Below are 23,597 nucleotides of genomic sequence, written 5' to 3'. Positions count from 1 at the left end.
CCCAGTGTGAATGGGTTGGTTTCCGCTGCCAGATTGTAAAGGGCGGCGCGCGGCACGATCTCGCGCGGCCCCGGCTGTGCGGGACGAATCCGCGGCTCTCTGGGGGCACCGGGCCGCGGCCGCCGTGCGGCTTTGCGCACAGGGAGCGAGGCAACGTTCTGTTAGAATGGCACGCTTTCAGCCTTGTCCGTTTGCTCTGCCCGTTTCGCGTCTTCCGGCGCCGCACCGTGCGCCGAAGCGGACTGGCCGCCGAGCTTCCGGGCCTCAAGCGCGCACCGCTTTTTGACTCTGTCTCCGGACTCGACATGACGACCCCGTCTCCCGCACCCACTTCCTTGATGGCCAACGCAATTCGCGCGCTGTCCATGGACGCCGTTCAACAAGCGAATTCCGGGCACCCCGGCATGCCAATGGGCATGGCCGAAATCGGCGTGGCCTTGTGGTCGCGCCATCTGCGCCACAATCCGAAGAACCCGCAATGGGCGGACCGCGACCGTTTCGTTCTGTCGAACGGTCACGGTTCGATGCTGCTGTACTCGCTGCTGCACCTGACCGGCTACGACCTGCCGATCAGCGAACTGAAGAACTTCCGCCAGATGCATTCCAGGACGCCGGGCCACCCGGAATACGGCATTACGCCGGGCGTCGAAACGACCACCGGCCCGCTTGGCCAGGGTCTGGCGAACGCGGTCGGCATGGCGCTCGCGGAGTCGCTGCTCGCCACCGAATTCAATAAGCCCGACGCGAAGATCGTCGACCACCACACGTATGTATTCGTCGGCGACGGCTGCCTGATGGAAGGCATTTCGCATGAAGCCTGCTCGCTCGCGGGCGTGCTGAAGCTGAACAAGCTGATCGCGTTCTACGACGACAACGGCATCTCCATCGACGGCGAAGTGGTGCACTGGTTCCACGACGACACGCCGAAGCGCTTTGAAGCGTACGGCTGGAACGTGATTCCGAACGTGGTCGGCCACGATGTCGACGCAGTCGACGCCGCGATCAAAAAGGCCAGGCAATCGGACAAGCCCACGCTGATCTGCTGCAAGACCGTGATTGGTGAAGGCGCGCCGACCAAGGCGGGCAGCCACGACTCGCACGGCGCCCCGCTCGGCGACAAGGAAATTGCGGCCACGCGTGAGGCCATCGGCTGGAAGTGGGAGCCGTTTGTGATTCCGCAGGAAGTGTACGCAGCGTGGGACGCGAAGGAAGCGGGCGCGCGTTCCGAATCCGACTGGGACAAGGCGTTTGCGGCTTACGCGGCGAAATATCCGCAAGAAGCGGCTGAATTCAAGCGTCGTTCGGGCAAGCAACTGCCGGCCGACTGGAAGGAAAAGGCGAAGGCGATCATCGCCGGCGCGAACGAGCGTGCCGAAACGGTTGCGACGCGCAAGGCATCGCAGCAGGCCATCGAGGCATTGTCGGCAGTGCTGCCGGAACTGCTCGGCGGCTCGGCCGACCTGACCGGTTCGAACCTGACCAACTGGAAGGCCGCGAAGCCGGTCCGCGTGAACGGCGAAGGCCGCGCGGCGGGCAACTACGTGAACTACGGCGTGCGCGAATTCGGCATGAGCGCCGCGATCAACGGCGTTGCGCTGCACGGCGGCTTCAAGGCTTTCGGCGGCACGTTCCTGACGTTCTCCGACTACAGTCGCAACGCGCTGCGCGTTGCCGCGCTGATGAAGGCGCCGTCCATTTTCGTGTTCACGCACGACTCGATCGGTCTCGGCGAAGACGGCCCGACTCACCAGTCGGTCGAACACGTAGCAAGCTTGCGGCTGATTCCGCATCTGCAAGTGTGGCGTCCCGCGGATACCGTCGAAACGGCGGTGGCGTGGACTCACGCGGTCGAACATCATGGCCCGTCGTGCCTGATTTTCAGCCGTCAGAACCTGCAGTTCTCGGAGCGCACGGACGCGCAGATCGCCAACATCGAGAAGGGCGGTTACGTGCTGCGCGACTGGAACGATGAGATCGTTGCGCGCAAAATCATCCTCATGGCCACCGGTTCGGAAGTCGAACTGGCGCTGAAGGCGGTCGAGCCGCTGGCGCGTGAGGGCATCGCGGCGCGCGTCGTCTCCATGCCGTCCACCACGGTGTTCGACAAGCAGGATGCCGAGTACCGTGAACGCGTGCTGCCGCAAGGCGTGCGCCGTGTCGCGATCGAAGCGGGTGTGACGGATTTCTGGCGCAAGTACGTAGGTCTGGAAGGCGGCGTGGTCGGCATCGACACGTTCGGCGAATCGGCCCCGGCTGGCGTGCTGTTCAAGCATTTCGGCTTCACCGTCGAGCACGTGGTAGAGACGGCAAAAGCCGCACTCGGCTGATCTGAAGCAAAGCGTTGCCGCACGTGTGACGCACGAGCATGAACGCGCGGCAACGCAGCCGGTCAGACGAACATCGACGTATTTTTTTAGTCATCAGGAGATAGATCATGACGATTCGCGTTGCAATCAACGGCTACGGCCGGATCGGCCGCAACACGCTGCGCGCCTTCTATGAAAACGGCAAGAAGCACGATATCGAAATCGTCGCCATCAACGATCTCGGCGATGCGAAGACCAATGCTCACCTCACGCAATACGACACCGCGCACGGCAAGTTCCCGGGCGAAGTGTCGGTGGACGGCGACTACCTGGTTGTCAACGGCGACAAGATCCGCGTGCTGGCCAACCGCAACCCGGCTGAACTGCCGTGGGGCGAGCTGAACGTCGACGTCGTGATGGAATGCACGGGCTTTTTCACGACCAAGGAAAAGGCAAGCGCGCACATCAAGGGCGGCGCGAAGAAGGTCATCATTTCGGCGCCGGGCGGTAAGGACGTCGACGCAACGATCGTCTACGGCGTGAACCACAACGTGCTGAAGGCATCGGACACGGTGATCTCGAACGCATCGTGCACGACGAACTGCCTCGCGCCGCTCGTCAAGCCGCTGAACGACAAGATCGGCCTCGTGAACGGCCTGATGACGACGATTCACGCGTACACGAACGACCAGGTTCTGACGGACGTGTATCACGAAGACCTGCGCCGCGCGCGCTCGGCCACGCACAGCCAGATCCCGACCAAGACGGGCGCTGCGTCGGCTGTCGGCCTGGTGCTGCCGGAACTGAACGGCAAGCTGGACGGCTATGCGATTCGCGTCCCGACCATCAACGTGTCGGTGGTCGATCTGTCGTTCATCGCCGCACGCGACACGACGGTCGAGGAAGTCAACGCGATCATGAAGGAAGCGTCGCAAGGCGCGCTGAAGGGCATCCTCGGCTACAACGACGCGCCGCTCGTCTCGATCGACTTCAACCACAACCCGGCATCGTCGACGTTCGACGCAACGCTGACGAAGGTGTCGGGCCGCCTCGTGAAGGTGTCGAGCTGGTATGACAACGAGTGGGGCTTCTCGAACCGCATGCTGGACACGGCCGTGGCGCTCGCCAACGCGAAGTAAGCCGCTACACGCTTTTCCGGCCGCCGCCGCCGTCGTTGCAACGCCGGCGGTTCGGTTTGGTTCGGTGCGGTTCGGCAAGCAAGCCGCTCCTCGGAGCGGCTTTTTTACGCCTGCGGAGCGGCGAAATAGACGCCGACGCGCCGCGGCGTCTCAGATAGAGGTTCTGCCGCCTCTGTCAGCCGCAGCAAAGTCTCGCGATGCTCGGCGTACGCGGACAGCAGGAACTCGCGCCGTGAAGGCAGCACGCGTTGCATGAGGGCGTTTCCCCCAAATGCGCCCGACGAAAAAACGGCCCGGCCGATTTAATCGGGCCGGGCCATTTTTTCTGCTCATTGCTAACCGTTCGACCGCGCCCCCCGACACGGCCGGCACCGCGTCAATGCTTGCGATGCGGGCAGTTTTCCTTGGTGCAGGCACCGTACAGCGCCAGTGCGTGTTCCTGCAGCTTGAAGCCGCGTTCCTTCGCGATGGACTGCTGACGACTCTCGATTTCCGAGTCGAAGAATTCTTCGACGAGCCCGCAATCGAGGCATACCAGGTGGTCGTGATGCGAGCCTTCGTTCAGTTCGAATACCGCCTTGCCCGATTCGAAATTGCTGCGCGACAGCAGGCCGGCCTGCTCGAATTGCGTCAGGACACGATAGACGGTGGCAAGACCGATATCGAGTTCCTCGTGCAGGAGGTTACGGTACACATCTTCGGCCGTCAGGTGACGCACCGGGCTGTGCTGAAAAATCTCGAGGATTTTGAGGCGCGGAAGGGTCGCCTTGAGCCCGATGTTCTTGAGATCGGTTGGATTGGTCATGACAAGGGATCCCTAGAGTACAATGCTGGGCTCTCATAGTAATGTGTTTTTGCCGTTCTGGTCATCTTCAATGGAATGAAACTCGCGCGGCTCGTCAGCGGGCCCGCACGGTGAGTGAAATGATTTCAAAATCTCAACTGATCTACCGGGGGAGCCGCATGCGGGGTACCTTGACCGCTGTTGCGGCTGTCGCGATTCTTGCAGGATGTTCCACGTACGACAGCCTCACGCAGCGAGTTGCTCAAAGCATCACGCCGTACCGGATTACCGTTGTGCAAGGCAACTTTGTTTCGAAAGAAGCCGCCGCGCAAATGCAGGTCGGTCTGTCGCGCGCACAGGTGCGTCAGTTGCTGGGCACGCCGCTCCTCGCCGACATGTTCCACGCAGATCGCTGGGACTACGTGTTCTATTTCAAGCGCGGCTCGACTAACGTCGTGCAGCAGCGCGACTTCGTGGTCAACTTCGCGGGCGATCGCGTCGCCAGCTGGAGCGGCGGTGAAGACCTGCCGTCCAACCTCGAATTGCTCGCCGAGATCGACGGTGACAAGCGCGGTAAGAAGGCCGCCGCGGCGAACGTAGCGAGCAGCACGGGCGCGGCAAGCGCGCCGGTAGCCACGGCGCCGGTCACGGTCGACACCGCGCGTTCGCCGTCCGTCGAAGGCGCAGCCGCAGCGGCCGCGCCGTCCACCGACGCGAACGCTGAAGCCGCCCAAGCCGCGAATCGTGCGACGAATGCGGTGCAAGCGCCGTCGCGCAATACGCCGTCGTCGGTGCGCTCAACGGCTCCGACCGCGAACGCCGGCGGCATACCGCCGCAAGGCCCGACGTCCGGTGGTCAGCCGCAGTTCCAGTTCCACCGTCCGCCGCCGCCGCAATCGCCGTCGTCGCAAGACAATCCGGTCGGGCCGACGGGCTCGCAAAGCGGCGGCCCGACGCCGAACGCGCCGCTTGGCGCGTCGTCCACTTCGGGAACGAGCCAGTAATAACGCTGTCCTTGTTTTAAGACGGCCGCTGCGGAATCGCCCGCCGTGAAGTGCCACTGCAAAGTCGCTTCGGGCTTCGCGCGGTGCCGTCCGATTCTCTGCTGTTCCAGTCGCGCGCGGTGCGAGGGCGTGCTGCCCGCCGCCGCTTTTGCCCGCCTCTGCAGGGCTGTGTCTTTCGAATCCTCGTAGCCATGAAAATTGCGATTGCTGGCGCATCGGGCCGTATGGGCCGCATGCTCATCGAAACCGTTCTTAACGATTCCGACGCCACGCTGTCGGGCGCGCTCGACCGTGCGGGTTCGCCGCAACTCGGTCAGGACGCCGGCGCCTTTCTCGGCAAACAGACCGGCGTGATGCTGACCGACGACATCGAACGTGTGTTCGCCGAATCGGACTACCTGATCGACTTCACGCGCCCTGAAGGCACACTGGTGCACCTGGAAGCCGCGCAGCGTCACAACGTGAAAATGGTGATCGGGACGACCGGCTTCGACAACGAGCAGAAGGCGCAACTGCGCGCCGCGGCCGACAACATCGCGATCATGTTCGCGTCGAATATGAGCGTGGGCGTGAACGTCACGCTCAAGCTGCTCGAGTACGCCGCGAAGCATTTCGCGACCGGCTACGACATCGAGATCATCGAGGCGCATCACCGTCACAAGGTCGATGCGCCGTCGGGCACCGCGCTTACGATGGGCGAAGTGATCGCCAATGCTCTGGGGCGCAATCTCGACGACTGCGCGGTCTACAGCCGCGAAGGCGTGACCGGCGAACGCGATCCGTCCACGATCGGCTTTTCGGCGATTCGCGGCGGCGATATCGTCGGCGACCATACAGTGCTGTTCGCGGGCATCGGCGAGCGCATCGAAATCACGCACAAATCGGCGAGCCGCCTGTCGTACGCACAGGGCGCGCTGCGTGCCGTGCGTTTCCTCGAAGGCCATCAGACCGGCTTCTTCGACATGCAAGACGTGCTCGGCCTGCGCTAAACGCGACGCGCAAGGCTTAGTTACCCGCGCGAACTCACTTTTCCCCGGCGAAATCAGATGGCAGGCGGCAGCGGCATCATCCATTACCTGCAAACGAGCGACGCGATCACGCATGGCGTCGCCTATGTGCTGCTGGCGATGTCGATTGCGAGCTGGTGCTTTCTGATCGTCAAGACCTGGGTGCTGGTGCGGGCCAAACGTCAGGCGACTCGCGCTGTCGCGCGCTTCTGGCAGGCGCCGACACTGGCCGAAGGCGTCGCCGCATTGAAGCGCGCCGACCGCGAGCGCGTTTTCGCGCCGCTGGCAGAAGCGGCGCTCCATGCAGCCGAAGTCGACATTCCCGGCGCACTGCTTGCGCGCGTCGAGCGCGGCGAGCGTGTGGTCCGGGCGCTGCGTCAGGCCCTCAATGCGTCGCAGCGGCGGCTCGAATTCGGCCAGGTGCTGCTGGCTTCGGTGGGCAGCACGGCGCCTTTCGTTGGCCTGCTCGGCACCGTTTGGGGCATTTATCACGCGCTCGGCAGCATTGCGGCGAGCGGTCAGGCGCAAATCGAGAACGTCGCAGGCCCGGTCGGCGAGGCGCTCATCATGACGGCCTTCGGTCTCGTGGTCGCGATTCCCGCAGTGCTCGCCTACAACGTGCTGGGGCGCCTCGTGCGGCAGCTGTCGGAGGAACTCGACGGTTTCGCGCACGACCTGCATGCATACGTGTGCGCGCCCGTGGGCCAGCCGCAAGCGTCGGTGCGCGGTCCGCAGGCCACGACTCACTAAGGGCAACAAGGGCACTACGGGCAATAAGCGCACTAGGGGCACTAAGCGCGCGTCACGACGTAAGGAGGCGACATGGCATTCGGCGGACTCGAAAAAAAGCAGACGGCCGCGCCGATGGCCGATATCAACATGACGCCGCTGATCGACGTGATGCTCGTGCTGCTGGTGATTTTTATCATTACCGCGCCTTTATTCACGCACGCGATTCGTCTCGACCTGCCGAAGGTCGCGTCTGCGCCGGCGCGCGAAACGCCGCAAACCATTTCTCTTTCAATCGATGCCGCAGGCAAGCTCTACTGGGACGGCAGCGTCATCACGCTGGAGCAGATGCGCGGGCGCTTTGCGCAAGCCGGCAAGCAGGCCGACCAGCCGGAAATCCTTCTGCACGCCGAGCGCAATACGCGCTACGAGGTGATCGCGCAGGTCATGGGCGCCGCGCAGCAGGCCGGTCTCGAGCGAATCGGCTTTGTGACCGAGCCGCCGCCACCGGGCGCGCAGCAGTAGGCGAGCAGGCGCTCGCCACGCGGCGCAGCCGTCCGCGAACGGTATAATCAGCCCTTTCCCCGCAGTAAGGGAAACGACGCCATTTCATCCAGCAAAAGCACCAAGCGGCCGGTGCGGAAGCACCGAACCCAGCGATCCCATCACACCATGCACGAAAAATACGTTCCCTCCGACGTCGAATCCGCCGCGCAAGGGCAATGGCGCGCCATCGACGCGTACAAGACATCGGAAACCACCGACAAGCCCAAGTTCTACTGCGTCTCGATGCTGCCGTATCCGTCGGGCAAGCTGCACATGGGGCACGTGCGCAACTACACGATCAACGACGTGATGTACCGCTATCTGCGGATGAACGGCTACAACGCGCTGATGCCGATGGGTTGGGACGCGTTCGGCATGCCGGCGGAAAACGCCGCGATGGCCAACAACGTGCCGCCGGCAAAGTGGACCTACGACAACATCGCTTACATGAAGAAGCAGATGCAGTCGATGGGCCTCGCAATCGACTGGTCGCGCGAAGTCGCCACCTGCAGCCCGGACTACTACAAGTGGAACCAGTGGCTCTTCCTGAAGATGCTGGAAAAGGGCATCGCGTACAAGAAAACCGGCACCGTCAACTGGGACCCGGTCGATCAAACGGTGCTCGCGAACGAGCAGGTGATCGACGGGCGCGGCTGGCGCTCGGGCGCGCTCGTCGAAAAGCGCGAAATCCCGATGTACTACATGCGCATCACGCAGTACGCAGACGAGTTGCTGAACGATCTGGAAGGCCTCGGCTGGCCCGAGCGCGTGAAGATCATGCAGCAGAACTGGATCGGCAAGAGCTTCGGTGTGAACTTCGGTTTCCCGTATGAAATCGACGGCGAACAGAAGCTGTTGCGTGTGTTCACCACGCGCGCCGACACGATCATGGGCGTGACCTTCTGCGCGGTCGCGGCCGAGCATCCGCTCGCCACGCGTCTCGCGCGAGACAAGCCGGAACTGCAGGCTTTCATCGACGAATGCAAGCGCGGCGGTGTGGCCGAAGCCGACGTCGCGACGATGGAAAAGAAGGGCATGGCCACCGGCTTTTTCGTCAAGCATCCGCTCACGCAGGAACAGGTCGAAGTGTGGATCGGCAACTACGTGCTGATGACTTATGGCGAAGGCGCGGTGATGGGTGTGCCGGCGCACGACGAGCGCGATTTCGCGTTCGCAAAGAAATACGGTCTGCCGATCAAGCAGGTCGTGGCGGTCGAAGGCAAGGAATTTTCCACGCAGGCCTGGGCAGATTGGTACGGCGAGAAGAGCGGCACGCTCGTCAACAGCGGCAAGTACGACGGCCTGAACTACGAACAGGCAGTTGACGCGATCGCCGCCGACCTGAAGGCGCTGGGCTTGGGCGACAAGCAGATCACGTGGCGTCTGCGTGACTGGGGCGTGTCGCGCCAGCGTTACTGGGGGACGCCGATTCCGATCATCCACTGCCCGAAGTGCGGGGACGTGCCGGTGCCGGAAAAAGACCTGCCTGTCGTGCTGCCCGAGGACCTCGTGCCGGACGGCACGGGCAACCCGCTCGCGAAGTCCGAAGCGTTCGTGAACTGTACCTGCCCGACCTGTGGCAGCGCGGCCAAACGCGAGACGGACACGATGGACACGTTCGTCGATTCGTCGTGGTACTTCTACCGCTACGCATCCCCGGGCGCAAAGACCATGGTCGACGAGCGCACCGACTACTGGGCGCCGATGGACCAGTACATCGGCGGCATCGAGCACGCGATTCTGCACCTGTTGTACTCGCGCTTCTGGGCGAAAGTGATGCGCGACCTCGGTCTCGTCAAGTTCGGTGAGCCGGCGAAAAACCTGCTCACGCAGGGCATGGTGCTCAATGAAACCTACTATCGCGAAGACGCTACGGGCAAGAAGACCTGGTACAACCCGGCCGACGTCACGGTTTCGTTCGACGACAAGGGCCGTCCGGTCGGTGCCGTGCTGAACTCGGACGGCCAGCCGGTCGTGCTGGGCGGCGTCGAGAAGATGTCCAAGTCGAAGAACAACGGCGTCGATCCGCAATCGCTGATCGACCAGCACGGCGCGGACACCGCGCGTCTGTTCGTCATGTTCGCCGCTCCGCCCGAGCAGCAACTGGAGTGGTCGGGCTCGGGCGTGGAAGGCGCGAGCCGCTTCCTGCGTCGCGTGTGGAGCTTCGGTCACGCGAACGAAGCCGCGCTGCGCGCGGGCGGCCAGTTCGACGCCGCGCAACTCGCCGACGCCGACAAACTGCTGCGCCGCGAAATCTACAGCGTGCTCAAGCAGGCCGACTTCGACTACCAGCGTTTGCAGTACAACACGGTCGTGTCGGCCGCGATGAAAATGCTCAACGCGCTCGACAGCGCAAAGGGCGCGCAGCCGGCCGTGCTGCGCGAAACTTATGGCGTGATGCTGCGCGTACTGTACCCGGTCGTGCCGCACCTCACGTTCCAGTTGTGGCAGGAACTCGGTTACGCCGACGAGTTCGGTTCGCTGCTCGACGCGCCGTGGCCGAAGGTCGACGAGAAGGCGCTCGAGCAATCGGAGATCGAGCTCGTGCTGCAGGTAAATGGCAAGGTGCGCGGCGCGCTGACGGTGGCGAAAGACGCGTCGCGCGAATCGATCGAGCAGTTGGCGGCCGCGCACGAAATGGTCGCGAAGTTCAGCGAAGGCAAGGCGCCCAGGAAGATTGTCGTGGTGCCGGGCCGCCTCGTGAACGTGGTCGTTTGACGATCCAGCAGCATCTGTCAACGGGCATGGCGCCGTCGCGTGCGGCGGCGCGTGCCTCTCGCCGGGAACCCACTGCGAACCAGGAGCCAATGTGACTCGCAGATCGTTTTTTTTGACGCTCGCTTGCAGCGTATTGATGTTGTCCGCGTGCGGCTTCCAGTTGCGCGGCCAGCAGGACTATGCATTCAAGCGCCTGTTCGTCGCCGGCGGATCGCAATCGGCGAACGCGCGGCTCGCACGCATGGTGCAAGGTGGCAGCGACACGGTGGTGGTGAACTCGGTGACCAGCGCGGACGCTACCTTGCAGATTACCGAAGGCCGCGGCTACAGCACGCTGACGCTGAACTCACTGGGCGTCGTCGAAGAGTATCAATTGAATCTCTCCATGAACTACTCGCTGATCGGCAAGGACGGCACGGTACTGATTCCGCCGAGCGTGATCGCGCTGAACCGCGCGATGACCTATAGCGACAAGTACTCGCAAGCGAAAGCCGCCGAGTCGGACATCCTCTTCGCCGATATGGAAAACGACGCAATCGACCAGCTCACGCGCCGTCTTTCGAGCGTGCGTTCGCTGCATCCCGCGCCGGGCGAGCAAGTGCCGGCCGTCGCGCCGCGCGCGCCTTTGCCGCCGCCCCCGCTGTGAGCGTCGGCTTCGACGGGATTTGAGGTAGACATAGCCATGCAACTGCGACTTGACGCGCTCGAAGCGCATCTCGCCAAGGGACTCGCCGGACTGTACGTCGTGTACGGCGACGAGCACCTGCTCGCGCAGGAAGCGTGCGACCGGATTCGCGGGGCGGCCCGCGCGGCGGGCTTCACGGATCGCTCGGTGTTCACCGTTGAGCGCGGTTTCGACTGGAGTTCGCTGCTGGGCGCGAGTCAGTCGATGTCGCTGTTCGGCGACCGTCAACTGGTCGAATTGCGCATTCCGTCGGGCAAGCCAGGCAAGGAAGGCGCGGACGCGCTCAAGACGCTTGCCGCTTCCGTCAGCGGCGACGTGCTCACCATGATCACGCTGCCGCGGCTCGACGCGGCCACGCAAAAATCCGCGTGGTTCACAGCGCTCGCCGACGCGGGCGTCGCGCTGAAAATCGATCCGGTCGAGCGCGCGCAGTTGCCGAACTGGGTGGGCCAGCGGCTCGCGGCGCAAGGTCAACGGGTTGCGGCCGGAGAAGAAGGGCGGCGCGCGCTCGCATTCATTGCCGAGCGTGTCGAGGGCAACCTGCTCGCGGCGCATCAGGAAATCCAGAAGCTGGGCTTGCTGTATCCGGCCGGCTCGTTGAGCTTCGAGCAGATTCACGACGCGGTGCTCAACGTCGCGCGTTACGACGTGTTCAAGCTGAACGAGGCGATGCTCGCGGGCGATGTAGGCCGTCTGTCGCGCATGCTCGACGGGTTGCGCGGCGAAGGCGAGGCCACGGTGCTCGTGTTGTGGGCGGTCGTCGAAGAATTGCGTACGCTGTTGCGTATCAAGCGCGGCGTCGCGGCCGGCAAGCCGCTCGCCGTGCTCGTGCGCGAGAACCGTGTGTGGGGGCCACGCGAGCGGTTGATCGGGCCGGCGTTGTCGCGTGTCACCGAGGCGGCGCTGGAGAAGTCCCTGGCGCTCGCGGCGCGGCTCGACAGACAGGTAAAGGGGCTGTCGGGCGGCACGCCGGGCAATCACCGCAACGATCCGCCGCCTGACCCGTGGGATGGGCTGTTCGAACTGGCGATGTCGGTGGCTTCACCGAAAACGCCGGCGGCTCCTGCGCCACGACCTCGGGCCGGAGCGGCTGCCGGGGCGCGAAGGCCAGCGTGATCCGGTAAGCCAGCCTGGCTGACGGTCTGGTAGGCATGGGGCCAACGCGGAACCATAGGCGCCAGCGCTCAGGTGAATCAGCAAGCCGCGCTGATCGCGAGTTCGCCTGAAAGCCTGCCTGGCTGAGCGGGTCAAGCATCGGCCGGATCGGCGCGATATATAGCGCTCTCCGCGGTGGCAAGCAGAGCGCCGGGGCCCGACTTACAATCTTTGAATCTTTCGCTAATCAGCCTGTCCGCCGCACGCCGACGTGCGCGGCATCACGAGAATCACCATGGATATCGACAAGTACATGACCGACCTCGGCCGCCGTGCCCGCCAGGCCTCACGCGCGATGGCGCGGGCATCGACGGCCGCGAAGAACGCCGCGCTCGCGGCGGTGGCCGAAGGCATCGAGCGCGACGCCGCGTTGCTCAAGGAAGCCAATGCGCGCGACCTCGCGCGCGCTCGCGAGAAAGGTCACGACGCGGCTTTCATCGACCGGCTGACCTTGTCGGATAAAGCGCTCAAAACGATGGTCGAAGGCTTGCGCCAGGTCGCGGCGCTTGCCGACCCGATCGGCGAGATCAGCAACCTGAAGTACCGGCCAAGCGGCATTCAGGTCGGGCAGATGCGCGTGCCGCTTGGCGTGATCGGCATCATCTACGAATCGCGTCCCAACGTGACGATCGACGCCGCCGCGCTCTGCCTGAAGTCGGGCAACGCCACGATCCTGCGCGGCGGTTCCGAAGCGCTGGAATGCAACACGGCGCTCGCGAAGCTGATCGGTGAAGGCCTCGAAGCCGCCGGTTTGCCGCAGGACGCCGTGCAGGTTGTCGCGACCTCGGACCGCGCAGCTGTCGGCAAACTGATCACCATGACCGAATATGTCGACGTTATCGTGCCGCGCGGCGGCAAGAGCTTGATCGAGCGGCTGATGAACGAAGCGCGCGTGCCGATGATCAAGCACCTCGACGGCATCTGCCACGTGTACGTGGACGATCGCGCGGATCTGACGAAGGCGCTGACCGTGTGCGATAACGCCAAAACGCACCGCTACGGCACATGCAACACGATGGAGACGCTGCTGGTCGCGCGCGGCATTGCAGCGGAAGTGTTGCCGCCGCTTGGCAAGCTGTATCGCGAAAAGGAAGTCGAATTGCGCGTGGACGCGGCGGCGCGTGCGGTGCTGGCCGACGCGGGTGTGGGACCGCTCGTCGATGCAACGGAAGAAGACTGGCGCACCGAATACCTCGCGCCGGTGCTCGCGATCAAGGTGGTCGACGATCTCGACGCGGCGATCGAGCACATCAACACGTACAGCTCGCAACATACTGACGCGATCGTCACGGAAGATCATGACCGCGCCATGCGCTTTTTGCGCGAGGTGGATTCGGCAAGCGTGATGGTGAATGCGTCAACCCGTTTCGCCGATGGCTTCGAGTTCGGTCTCGGCGCAGAAATCGGCATATCCAACGACAAGCTTCATGCGCGCGGCCCGGTTGGACTGGAAGGGTTGACGTCGCTGAAATACGTCGTGCTCGGCCATGGCGAAGGGCGCCAATAAGCGCGAATCCGATGGAATACGTGGCCGTGCAACGCGGCCGCGTACGACTGCCTGTGTTGGCCTTCCTGTTTCTTCGCGTCTTTTGTTGCTGCGGCGACCGGTCACTTTGCGTCGCGGTGCATGATCGCCATGATTGCCGCCGCTCGTCACAATACGCGTTTTACAAGACGCGCTTTATAACAATCAACCCGCACCGCAAGGACTTTCCGATGCTCTGGATCAAGACGTTTCATATCGTTCTGGTCGCTTCCTGGTTTGCCGGCCTGTTCTATTTGCCGCGCATCTTCGTCAACCTGGCGATGGAAACCGAGCCGGCCGCAGTCAAGCGTCTCCTGCTCATGGCGCGCAAGCTGTTCCGCTTCATGTCGTTCATCGCGGTGCCGGCGCTGATTTGCGGGCTGTGGCTTTGGCTCGTCGTGGGAATCGGGCAAGGGCAGGGGTGGATTCACGCGAAGGTCGGCGTCGTCGTGCTGCTGGTAATTTATCACGCTTACTGTGGCGTGCTGCTGCGAACGTTCGAGCGCGGAGAAAACCGCCGCACGCACAAGTGGTATCGGATGTTCAACGAACTTCCCGTGCTCGGGATGCTGGCTGCCGTGGCGTTGGTGGTGATCAAGCCGTTTTGATGTTTTGATACACGTGAAGCGTTCGGATGACTAATCATTCGGGCGCTTTGCAACGTGACGCGGCGCCGCGTTTCGTGTGACGACCACGTAGTTGCTTCACTTTCAAAGACGCGGCATTCCCCGCCGCGCAGATGCAAGTGTGAGTGCCACGGAGCTTGAACGCTTCCAGTGCATTCGCTGACTTTGCAGAGCTCTCAAATTTCCAGTCGCTTCCGTGTCACGCCGATTCGAGGCGACGCGCGCCGGTGCTTTGTCGACTAAGACTATTCTGAATTTTCATGCGGCAAATTGGCCGCGCTTGTCCGTGCGCGGCAGTTCTCGCCGCTGACATCGGCGGACTCGCTCAGCACCTTCTTTACTGCGCTGCACGCATCGCGCAAGCACGTCACGGCGTTTTCCTTTTCTTCGACTGTGGGGCAACTCATACGGCGAGCCCATTTGCCAGCCTTCGGCGCGCCGTATCGCCTCCGAGTTCGTCCGCAGAAGCGCCTTATTCCTAAGGCGTTTTTAGTCCTTGTCTGATTCTGTCCGTTGGACGCATCTCATATTCTCAATCTCGAACATTAGCAAAGCACGACGGCCGTAGCCCCGCTTCGCTCAATGTGCGAGCCGCAGTGGGCGGTTGTCGTGTATCCAACTTAATTATGAGTCTTTCATGAACAGGAATCGGTTTCGCCGGGTATTTAGCAAACGTCTCGGCATGCTCGTCGCTGTTGCGGAGAATGTGGCGAGTCAAGGAAAGCAGGCTGGCGAGAGCGCCGGCGTAGGTCCTTCGGGCCGCGAACTGGGCGTCGTTTCCGCGATGACCGCCGTGGCAGTGGCGCTCGTTGCATTGCAGCCGTCGGTGGGCCGCGCGCAGTCGCTGCCGACCAACGGCCAGGTGATGGCCGGTCAGGCAAGCATCTCGCAAACCAACCCGAACACGATGACCATCAATCAGGGCACGCAACGTGCCGTGATCGACTGGAACTCGTTCAACGTCGGCTCGGGCAACACGGTCCAGTTCAATCAGCCGAACGCACAGGCGCAGGCGCTGAACCGCGTGGTTGGCGGCGTGCCGTCGAACATTCAGGGCTCGCTGCTCGCCAATGGTCAGGTGCTGATTCAGAACGCGAACGGCGTGCTGTTCAGCAAGGGCTCGGTGGTGAACGTCGGCTCGCTGCTCGCGACCACGAAGTCGGTCGATTCGAACGCATTCATGGCGGGCGGTCCGCTGTCGCTGAAATCGACGGGCACGAACGCAAGCGTCGTCAACGACGGCGCGATCAACGCGCAGGGCTACGTGGTCATGATGGGCGACCAGGTGCGCAACAGCGGCACGATCACGACGGCGCAGGGCGGCCAGGTGGCGCTCGCGGCGGGCGACAGCGCGATGGTCGCGCTGCCGAACGGCCAGGGCATCCAGCTGACGCTGACAAACGCGTCGGCGAATGCGTTGGTGGAAAACAGCGGCAACATCAAGGCAGAAAACGGCTCGGTGCTGCTGACGGCGCGCGGCAGCAACACGCTGCTGAACACCGTGGTGAACCTCTCGGGCGTGGTGCGCGCGGGCACGGTCGTGGCCGATGCAGGCGATACGGGCGACGTGGCGGTGACGGGCAAGATCGATGCATCGAACGCAACGGGCGCGGGCGGCACGGTGGTGCTGTCGGGCGACCGCGTGGGCGTGTTCGGCAATGCATCGATCGATGCAAGCGGCGCGACGCAGGGCGGCAAGGTCATCATCGGCGGCGACAGCTTGCACAAGCTGGACGGTACACAAGCGCAAGGCATGCTGCAGGACGGCGTGCAGTTCGCGAACTTCACGCAGGTCGATGCAGGTGCAACGGTCAACGCCGGTTCGGCGCATGGTAACGGCGGCTTCGTCGAAACGTAGGGTCATAGCCTCGACGTGCAGGGTCAGGTGAGCGCAGCGGCGCCGGAAGGCAAGGCGGGTGAATGGCTGATCGATCCGACCGACGTGACCATCAGCACGGGCGCGGACAGCAACTACAGCGGCAGCGTGACGAGCGGCTTCAGCGGCGGCTCGAACAGCACCGCGACGGTGAAGAACACGACGATCAGCAACGCGCTGAACGCAGGCACGGATGTGACCATCACGACGGCGAGCGCGGGCACGGCGGTGGGCAAAATCGTGCAGCAGTCGGGTGCGGATATTGTCAAGAGCGCGGGTGGGGACGCCAACCTCACGCTGCTGGCCAACGGCAGCATCCAGCTTAACGGCAACGTTACGACCACCAGCAACAAGTTGAACCTGAACCTGGCCGCCGACAGGAGCGGCAATCACAATGGTTCGGTTACGGTGCAGGGCGCGAATACAGATCTGGGCGGCGGCACGCTCTCGATCTCCGGCAACGCGGTGAACGGCAATGGTCTTGCGGGTGCGGCCGCGGTCTATCTGGCCGGCAATGTGACTAATGTCGGCGGCGGTTCAATCACTGGCTCCGCAAACACCGGTGACGGCGTGACGTTCGCGAAAAGCTTCACCGCGACTGGCAGCGACAAGCTGACAGTGACCGGCACGTCTAACACGGGCACGGGCGTAAGCATGAAGCCTGGTGCGACCCTCACGAAGACGGGCAGCGGTTTGATGAGCATTACGGGCTCCTCGACTGGTGGTTACGGCGTCTCGATTGGGGCGCCCGGAGTTTCCACAAACTCCAATGTATCCGTTACGGATAACGGTACGCTGGAAATCACCGGCGTGAGCAACACGGGCCTCGGCGTGTACGTGTCTGGCAGTGCGGTCGCCGACAAGTCGTCGACGCTCAACATCTCCGGTACTTCCCAAACAGGGCCTGGGGTTGGCGTCGATTCCACCGCAATCTTAAGCGGCTATAACTTCGGTGCCAAGGTCAAGTCTTCGGACAACGCCACCATCAACATCCAGGCGTCTTCGAACACTGGCGCTGGTTTCGTCGACTGGGACGGTGCGCTTCTCGCGTCGCAAAATTCGACGATCAACCTCAACACCAGATCCAATAAGAGCTGGGGAGCGCAAGGTTACTGGCAGTCGACGGCCACGGACACCGCCCACATCAATATGAACGGGGAGGGAACGTCTGGTCTCTGGTACCAGGGGGCGGCAACGGCATCGGGCAATGGCACCATCAATATGACCGGTACGGGCACTGCGGGCCACGGCGTGATCATGCCGAACACCACGACGACGGACAACGGCACGATCAACGTGGTCGGAACCGGGACGCAGGACGGCGTATGGGAACGCTACGGCGCGAACGTCTCGGGCAATTCAGCGGTCAACGTCATGGGCACCTCGGACAGCGGCCCCGGAGTGAACATTACTGCGCCCAACGCAGTCTCGGGCGGTGGCACGCTGACGATCAGCGGCGACTCCAACACGGGCGCCGGGGTCTCGGATTTGTCCAGTCTGAACGTGTCGGGCAACGGCGCGGCGATCATCTCCGGTAACTCGAACAGCGGCGATGCTACCGTTATCAACGGTAGCGTGAACGTCGCGGAGAACGGCACTGTCAACATCTCGGGGCAGTCGGCGAACGGTTCGGGTGTGATCGTCAATCCGAATGGCTCGATCAACATCACTGGTAACGGCGCGGCTGACATCAGCGGCAACTCGACGAACGGCAACGGTGCGGTCATCGGCGGCAATGTGAGCGTGACGGACAACGGCACGCTGAATGTGTCGGGTGGCTCGACCAACGGTTCGGGCTTTATTGTCGATCCGAATGGTTCGATCAACATCTCGGGCAACGGCGCAGCTGACATCTCGGGCAATTCGACGAACGGCAACGGTGCGGTCATCGACGGCAACGTGAACGTGACGGAAAACGGCACGCTCAACGTGTCGGGTGGCTCGACCAACGGTTCGGGCGTTATTGTCGATCCGAATGGTTCGATCAACATCTCGGGCAACGGCGCAGCTGACATTAGCGGCAATTCGACGAACGGCAACGGCGCGGTCATCGACGGCAGCGTGAACGTGACTGACAACGGCACGCTGAATGTGTCGGGTGACTCGACGAATGGTTCGGGCGTGGTGGTCGATCCGAATGGCTCGATCAACATCTCCGGCAACGGCGCGGCTGACATCAGCGGCAACTCGACGAACGGCAGCGGTGCGGTCATCGACGGCAGCCTGAACGTGACGGACAACGGCACGCTGAATGTGTCGGGTGACTCGACGAATGGTTCGGGCGTGGTGATCGATCCGAATGGTTCGATCAACATCTCGGGCAACGGCGCGGCTGACATTAGCGGCAATTCGACGAACGGCAACGGCGCGGTCATCGACGGCAGCGTGAACGTGACTGACAACGGCACGCTGAATGTGTCGGGTGACTCGACGAATGGTTCGGGCGTGGTGGTCGATCCGAATGGCTCGATCAACATCTCCGGCAACGGCGCGGCTGACATCAGCGGCAACTCGACGAACGGCAGCGGTGCGGTCATCGACGGCAGCCTGAACGTGACGGACAACGGCACGCTGAATGTGTCGGGTGACTCGACGAATGGTTCGGGCGTGGTGGTCGATCCGAATGGCTCGATCAACATCTCGGGTAACGGCGCGGCCGATATCTCGGGCAACGGCGCGGACGCAGGTGTGGTCATCAACGGTTCGGTGAACACGACGGACAACGGCACGACGAACATCAGCGGCAACGCGTCGAACGGTACGGGCGTGATCGTTGATCCGAACGGTTCGATCGACACGTCGGGCAACGGCTCGACCAACATCTCCGGCAACGGCACGGATGCTGGCGTGGACATCAACGGTTCGGTTGATACGTCGGGTAACGGTTCGACCAACATCAGCGGTGATGCATCGAACGGCACGGGTGTGATCGTCGATCCGAACGGCTCGATCAACACGACCGACAACGGCACGATCAACATCTCCGGCAACGGCACGGATGCGGGCGTCGACATCAACGGTTCGGTTGACACCTCGGGTAACGGTTCGACCACCATCAGCGGCAACTCGACTGATGGCACGGGCGTGATCGTCGATCCGAACGGTTCGATCAACACCTCGGGTAACGGCTCGACGAACATCTCGGGTGATTCGACCAACGGTACGGGCACGGACATCAACGGTTCGATCAACACGACGGATAACGGCACGATCAACATCAGCGGCAACTCGACTGATGGCACGGGCGTGATCGTCGATCCGAACGGTTCGATCAACACCTCGGGTAACGGCTCGACGAACATCTCGGGTGATTCGACCAACGGTACGGGCACGGACATCAACGGTTCGGTGAACACGACGGACAACGGCACGATCAACATCAGCGGTGATGCGACGAACGGCACGGGCGTGATCGTCGATCCGAACGGTTCGATCAACACCTCGGGCAATGGCGCGACCAGCATCTCGGGCAACGGCACGGATGCGGGCGTGGACATCAACGGTTCGGTGAACACGACGGACAACGGCACGATCAACATCAGCGGTGATGCATCGAACGGCACGGGTGTGATCGTCGATCCGAATGGTTCGATCAACACCTCGGGTAACGGCTCGACGAACATCTCGGGTGATTCGACCAACGGTACGGGCACGGACATCAACGGTTCGATCAACACGACGGACAACGGCACGATCAACATCAGCGGTGATGCATCGAACGGCACGGGTGTGATCGTCGATCCGAATGGTTCCATCAACACCTCGGGCAATGGCGCGACCAGCATCTCCGGCAACGGCACGGATGCGGGCGTCGACATCAACGGTTCGATCAACACGACGGACAACGGCACGATCAACATCAGCGGCAACTCGACTGATGGCACGGGTGTAGTCGTGGATCCGAACGGTTCAATCAACACCTCGGGTAACGGCTCGACGAACATCTCGGGTGATTCGACCAACGGTACGGGCACGGACATCAACGGTTCGATCAACACGACGGACAACGGCACGATCAACATCAGCGGCAACTCGACTGATGGCACGGGCGTGATCGTCGATCCGAACGGTTCAATCAACACCTCGGGCAACGGCTCGACGAACATCTCGGGTGATTCGACCAGCGGTACGGGCACGGACATCAACGGTTCGGTGAACACGACGGATAACGGCACGATCAACATCAGCGGCAACTCGACTGATGGCACGGGTGTAGTCGTGGATCCGAACGGTTCGATCAACACCTCGGGTAACGGCTCGACGAACATCTCGGGTGATTCGACCAACGGTACGGGCACGGACATCAACGGTTCGGTGAACACGACGGATAACGGCACGATCAACATCAGCGGCAACTCGACTGATGGCACGGGCGTGATCGTCGATCCGAACGGTTCGATCAACACCTCGGGCAACGGCTCGACGAACATCTCGGGTGATTCGACCAACGGTACGGGCACGGACATCAACGGTTCGGTGAACACGACGGATAACGGCACGATCAACATCAGCGGCAACTCGACTGATGGCACGGGCGTGATCGTCGATCCGAACGGTTCGATCAACACCTCGGGCAACGGCTCGACGAACATCTCGGGTGATTCGACCAACGGTACGGGCACGGACATCAACGGTTCGATCAACACGACGGATAACGGCACGATCAACATCAGCGGCAACTCGACTGATGGCACGGGCGTGATCGTCGATCCGAACGGTTCGATCAACACCTCGGGTAACGGCTCGACGAACATCTCGGGTGATTCGACCAACGGTACGGGCACGGACATCAACGGTTCGATCAACACGACGGACAACGGCACGATCAACATCAGCGGCAACTCGACTGATGGCACGGGCGTGATCGTCGATCCGAACGGTTCGATCAACACCTCGGGTAACGGCTCGACGAACATCTCGGGTGATTCGACCAACGGTACGGGCACGGACATCAACGGTTCGATCAACACGACGGATAACGGCACGATCAACATCAGCGGCAACTCGACTGATGGCACGGGCGTGATCGTCGATCCGAACGGTTCGATCAACACCTCGGGCAATGGCGCGACCAGCATCTCGGGCAACGGCACGGATGCGGGCGTGGACATCAACGGTTCGGTGAACACGACGGACAACGGCACGATCAACATCAGCGGTGATGCATCGAACGGCACGGGTGTGATCGTCGATCCGAACGGTTCGATCAACACCTCGGGTAACGGCTCGACGAACATCTCGGGTGATTCGACCAACGGTACGGGCACGGACATCAACGGTTCGATCAACACGACGGACAACGGCACGATCAACATCAGCGGCAACTCGACTGATGGCACGGGCGTGATTGTCGATCCGAACGGCTCGATCAACACCTCGGGTAACGGCTCGACGAACATCTCGGGTGATTCGACCAACGGTACGGGCACGGACATCAACGGTTCGATCAACACGACGGATAACGGCACGATCAACATCAGCGGCAACTCGACTGATGGCACGGGTGTAGTCGTGGATCCGAACGGTTCGATCAACACCTCGGGCAACGGCTCGACGAACATCTCGGGTGATTCGACCAACGGTACGGGCACGGACATCAATGGTTCGATCAACACGACGGACAACGGCACGATCAACATCAGCGGCAACTCGACTGATGGCACGGGTGTAGTCGTGGATCCGAACGGTTCGATCAACACCTCGGGCAATGGCGCGACCAGCATCTCGGGCAACGGCACGGATGCGGGCGTGGACATCAACGGTTCGGTGAACACGACGGACAACGGCACGATCAACATCAGCGGTGATGCATCGAACGGCACGGGTGTGATCGTCGATCCGAACGGTTCGATCAACACCTCGGGTAACGGCTCGACGAACATCTCGGGTGATTCGACCAACGGTACGGGCACGGACATCAACGGTTCGATCAACACGACGGACAACGGCACGATCAACATCAGCGGCAACTCGACTGATGGCACGGGCGTGATTGTCGATCCGAACGGCTCGATCAACACCTCGGGTAACGGCTCGACGAACATCTCGGGTGATTCGACCAACGGTACGGGCACGGACATCAACGGTTCGATCAACACGACGGATAACGGCACGATCAACATCAGCGGCAACTCGACTGATGGCACGGGTGTAGTCGTGGATCCGAACGGTTCGATCAACACCTCGGGCAACGGCTCGACGAACATCTCGGGTGATTCGACCAACGGTACGGGCACGGACATCAACGGTTCGGTGAACACGACGGATAACGGCACGATCAACATCAGCGGCAACTCGACTGATGGCACGGGTGTAGTCGTGGATCCGAACGGTTCGATCAACACCTCGGGCAACGGCTCGACGAACATCTCGGGTGATTCGACCAACGGTACGGGTACGGACATCAACGGTTCGGTGAACACGACGGATAACGGCACGATCAACATCAGCGGCAACTCGACTGATGGCACGGGCGTGATCGTCGATCCGAACGGTTCGATCAACACCTCGGGTAACGGCGCGACGAACATCTCGGGTGATTCGACCAACGGTACGGGTACGGACATCAACGGTTCGGTGAACACGACGGACAACGGCACGATCAACATCAGCGGCAACTCGACTGATGGCACGGGCGTGATCGTGGATCCGAACGGTTCGATCAATATCTCGGGCAACGGCTCCGGCGAGATCTCCGGCAACTCGACGAACGGCAACGGCACCATCATCGACGGCGATGTGAACGTGACCGACAACGGCACGATCGTGATCATCGACAACGGCACGGTGTTGACGCCGGGTGACAACGGCGGCAGCAACGGCGGTGATAACGGCGGTGACAACGGCGGCAGCAACGGCGGTAGCAGCAACGGCGGTAGCGGCAACGGCGGCAACACGCCTCCTGTTGACAACGGTGGTACGCCGTCAGTCAGCGGATCGAGCGGCGGAAGTGGTGGTATCGCTGCAGGTGCAATCGGTGCAATCGGAATTGGCGGCGCAGCGGCCTACTTCATGAGCGACATGCTGTCTGCGCACTGGTACCTGGAAACAGAGCAGGCGTTGACGCTCGAATCCGGCGACCCGGTGTTCTGGGCGGATGCCGAACTGGAGCACGTCACTGTCGACATGACGACGAACTCCGCCGATGTGCAGCTGTTCACGCACGCTGGCGAACTCGACCGTCGTCTGGCGTATCGCGACGGCGCAGAAGGCGTGAAGCACTTCACATACGAAGATCCGCAGCAGAAGACGAAGGCGGACCTGTCCGTGAACATGCAGACGCATGAGTACTTCTACACAGAAAGCGGCGTGAAGGACGGCAAGGCCTACGTGGTCAAGTCGCACGGCTGGCTGAAGATGGGCCTCGCGCCCACGGGCAGCCCGGCACGCGCCACGGTCAAAAGCGCAGCCTGACGCTTTGAACCGCACCTTGCGCCTGCTGCATGACGGGCGTGAGGTGCGAAGAGAACACCGATTGCCGGTCGTCCCTTACGGGAC

The 23,597-nt window shown here is 62.3% G+C and carries 15 protein-coding genes; 13 read left to right on the top strand and 2 right to left on the bottom strand.

All coding sequences use genetic code 11. The features are described 5' to 3' along the window. Positions 1 to 305 precede the first annotated feature (305 nt). Positions 306 to 2,327 (top strand): transketolase, encoded by a 2,022-nt coding sequence (tkt, locus tag RW095_RS32590; protein WP_317020046.1) that lies wholly within the window; start codon positions 306 to 308, stop codon positions 2,325 to 2,327. Between the two features lie 107 nt (positions 2,328 to 2,434). Further along, positions 2,435 to 3,445, top strand: a complete 1,011-nt coding sequence (gap, locus tag RW095_RS32585) for a type I glyceraldehyde-3-phosphate dehydrogenase (protein ID WP_006051892.1) — start codon at positions 2,435 to 2,437, stop codon at positions 3,443 to 3,445. Between the two features lie 104 nt (positions 3,446 to 3,549). On the opposite strand, the gene RW095_RS32580 is transcribed toward gap, so the two are convergent. Then, positions 3,550 to 3,699: a hypothetical protein gene (locus tag RW095_RS32580; protein ID WP_317020045.1), complete on the bottom strand. Its 150-nt coding sequence runs from the start codon at positions 3,697 to 3,699 to the stop codon at positions 3,550 to 3,552. Between the two features lie 122 nt (positions 3,700 to 3,821). Beyond that, positions 3,822 to 4,250 (bottom strand): ferric iron uptake transcriptional regulator, encoded by a 429-nt coding sequence (gene fur, locus RW095_RS32575; protein ID WP_012434340.1) that lies wholly within the window; start codon positions 4,248 to 4,250, stop codon positions 3,822 to 3,824. Positions 4,251 to 4,408: 158 nt separating this feature from the next. Between fur and RW095_RS32570 the strand changes: the two genes are divergently transcribed. The 11 genes from RW095_RS32570 to RW095_RS32520 all read left to right on the top strand — a co-directional run bounded on the left by RW095_RS32570 (position 4,409) and on the right by RW095_RS32520 (position 23,513). Further along, positions 4,409 to 5,233 (top strand): outer membrane protein assembly factor BamE, encoded by an 825-nt coding sequence (locus RW095_RS32570; RefSeq protein ID WP_317020044.1) that lies wholly within the window; start codon positions 4,409 to 4,411, stop codon positions 5,231 to 5,233. Positions 5,234 to 5,424: 191 nt separating this feature from the next. Continuing rightward, entirely contained in the window at positions 5,425 to 6,222 is a 798-nt protein-coding gene (dapB, locus tag RW095_RS32565; protein WP_128590331.1) for a 4-hydroxy-tetrahydrodipicolinate reductase, read from the top strand. A 57-nt stretch (positions 6,223 to 6,279) separates the two neighbouring features. Beyond that, the gene (locus tag RW095_RS32560) at positions 6,280 to 6,990 is read left to right on the top strand and encodes a MotA/TolQ/ExbB proton channel family protein (protein WP_317020043.1); all 711 of its coding nucleotides are present in this window, start codon (positions 6,280 to 6,282) and stop codon (positions 6,988 to 6,990) included. Between the two features lie 72 nt (positions 6,991 to 7,062). After that, positions 7,063 to 7,494: an ExbD/TolR family protein gene (locus RW095_RS32555; protein ID WP_317020042.1), complete on the top strand. Its 432-nt coding sequence runs from the start codon at positions 7,063 to 7,065 to the stop codon at positions 7,492 to 7,494. A 147-nt stretch (positions 7,495 to 7,641) separates the two neighbouring features. Further along, on the top strand, positions 7,642 to 10,233 hold the full coding sequence (leuS, locus tag RW095_RS32550; RefSeq protein ID WP_317020041.1) for a leucine--tRNA ligase: 2,592 nt from the start codon (positions 7,642 to 7,644) through the stop codon (positions 10,231 to 10,233). Between the two features lie 91 nt (positions 10,234 to 10,324). Further along, positions 10,325 to 10,879 (top strand): LPS-assembly lipoprotein LptE, encoded by a 555-nt coding sequence (locus RW095_RS32545; RefSeq protein WP_317020040.1) that lies wholly within the window; start codon positions 10,325 to 10,327, stop codon positions 10,877 to 10,879. 36 nt (positions 10,880 to 10,915) lie between these two features. After that, complete coding sequence (gene holA, locus RW095_RS32540) at positions 10,916 to 12,034, top strand: DNA polymerase III subunit delta (RefSeq protein WP_317020039.1); 1,119 nt, start codon at positions 10,916 to 10,918, stop codon at positions 12,032 to 12,034. A 274-nt stretch (positions 12,035 to 12,308) separates the two neighbouring features. Further along, positions 12,309 to 13,580 carry a glutamate-5-semialdehyde dehydrogenase gene (locus RW095_RS32535; protein WP_317020038.1) on the top strand — a complete coding sequence of 424 codons (1,272 nt, stop codon included), beginning with the start codon at positions 12,309 to 12,311 and terminating at the stop codon, positions 13,578 to 13,580. A gap of 209 nt (positions 13,581 to 13,789) precedes the next feature. Further along, a complete protein-coding gene (locus RW095_RS32530) occupies positions 13,790 to 14,206 on the top strand; it encodes a CopD family protein (protein WP_128586328.1) in 417 nt (138 codons plus the stop codon). Positions 14,207 to 14,861: 655 nt separating this feature from the next. Then, entirely contained in the window at positions 14,862 to 16,082 is a 1,221-nt protein-coding gene (locus RW095_RS32525) for a two-partner secretion domain-containing protein (RefSeq protein WP_317020037.1), read from the top strand. Between the two features lie 27 nt (positions 16,083 to 16,109). Continuing rightward, a complete protein-coding gene (locus RW095_RS32520; RefSeq protein WP_317020036.1) occupies positions 16,110 to 23,513 on the top strand; it encodes a hypothetical protein in 7,404 nt (2,467 codons plus the stop codon). Positions 23,514 to 23,597: the final 84 nt, after the last annotated feature.

The organism is Paraburkholderia kirstenboschensis (genome assembly GCF_032806925.1).
In the GTDB taxonomy this organism is placed as follows: Bacteria; Pseudomonadota; Gammaproteobacteria; order Burkholderiales; family Burkholderiaceae; genus Paraburkholderia; species Paraburkholderia kirstenboschensis.
The sequence above is the reverse complement of the archived record's forward strand: the minus strand, read 5'-3'. Positions and strand labels throughout refer to the sequence as shown.

Excerpts from the sequence above, each read along its gene's own strand:
- RW095_RS32530 (WP_128586328.1), top strand. The coding sequence starts at position 13,790 with ATGCTCTGGATCAAGACGTTTCATATCGTTCTGGTCGCTTCCTGGTTT.
- RW095_RS32525 (WP_317020037.1), top strand. The coding sequence starts at position 14,862 with ATGAACAGGAATCGGTTTCGCCGGGTATTTAGCAAACGTCTCGGCATG.
- dapB (WP_128590331.1), top strand. The coding sequence starts at position 5,425 with ATGAAAATTGCGATTGCTGGCGCATCGGGCCGTATGGGCCGCATGCTC.
- RW095_RS32535 (WP_317020038.1), top strand. The coding sequence starts at position 12,309 with ATGGATATCGACAAGTACATGACCGACCTCGGCCGCCGTGCCCGCCAG.
- RW095_RS32570 (WP_317020044.1), top strand. The coding sequence starts at position 4,409 with ATGCGGGGTACCTTGACCGCTGTTGCGGCTGTCGCGATTCTTGCAGGA.
- gap (WP_006051892.1), top strand. The coding sequence starts at position 2,435 with ATGACGATTCGCGTTGCAATCAACGGCTACGGCCGGATCGGCCGCAAC.
- holA (WP_317020039.1), top strand. The coding sequence starts at position 10,916 with ATGCAACTGCGACTTGACGCGCTCGAAGCGCATCTCGCCAAGGGACTC.
- RW095_RS32560 (WP_317020043.1), top strand. The coding sequence starts at position 6,280 with ATGGCAGGCGGCAGCGGCATCATCCATTACCTGCAAACGAGCGACGCG.
- RW095_RS32555 (WP_317020042.1), top strand. The coding sequence starts at position 7,063 with ATGGCATTCGGCGGACTCGAAAAAAAGCAGACGGCCGCGCCGATGGCC.
- tkt (WP_317020046.1), top strand. The coding sequence starts at position 306 with ATGACGACCCCGTCTCCCGCACCCACTTCCTTGATGGCCAACGCAATT.
- fur (WP_012434340.1), bottom strand. The coding sequence starts at position 4,250 with ATGACCAATCCAACCGATCTCAAGAACATCGGGCTCAAGGCGACCCTT.
- leuS (WP_317020041.1), top strand. The coding sequence starts at position 7,642 with ATGCACGAAAAATACGTTCCCTCCGACGTCGAATCCGCCGCGCAAGGG.
- RW095_RS32580 (WP_317020045.1), bottom strand. The coding sequence starts at position 3,699 with ATGCAACGCGTGCTGCCTTCACGGCGCGAGTTCCTGCTGTCCGCGTAC.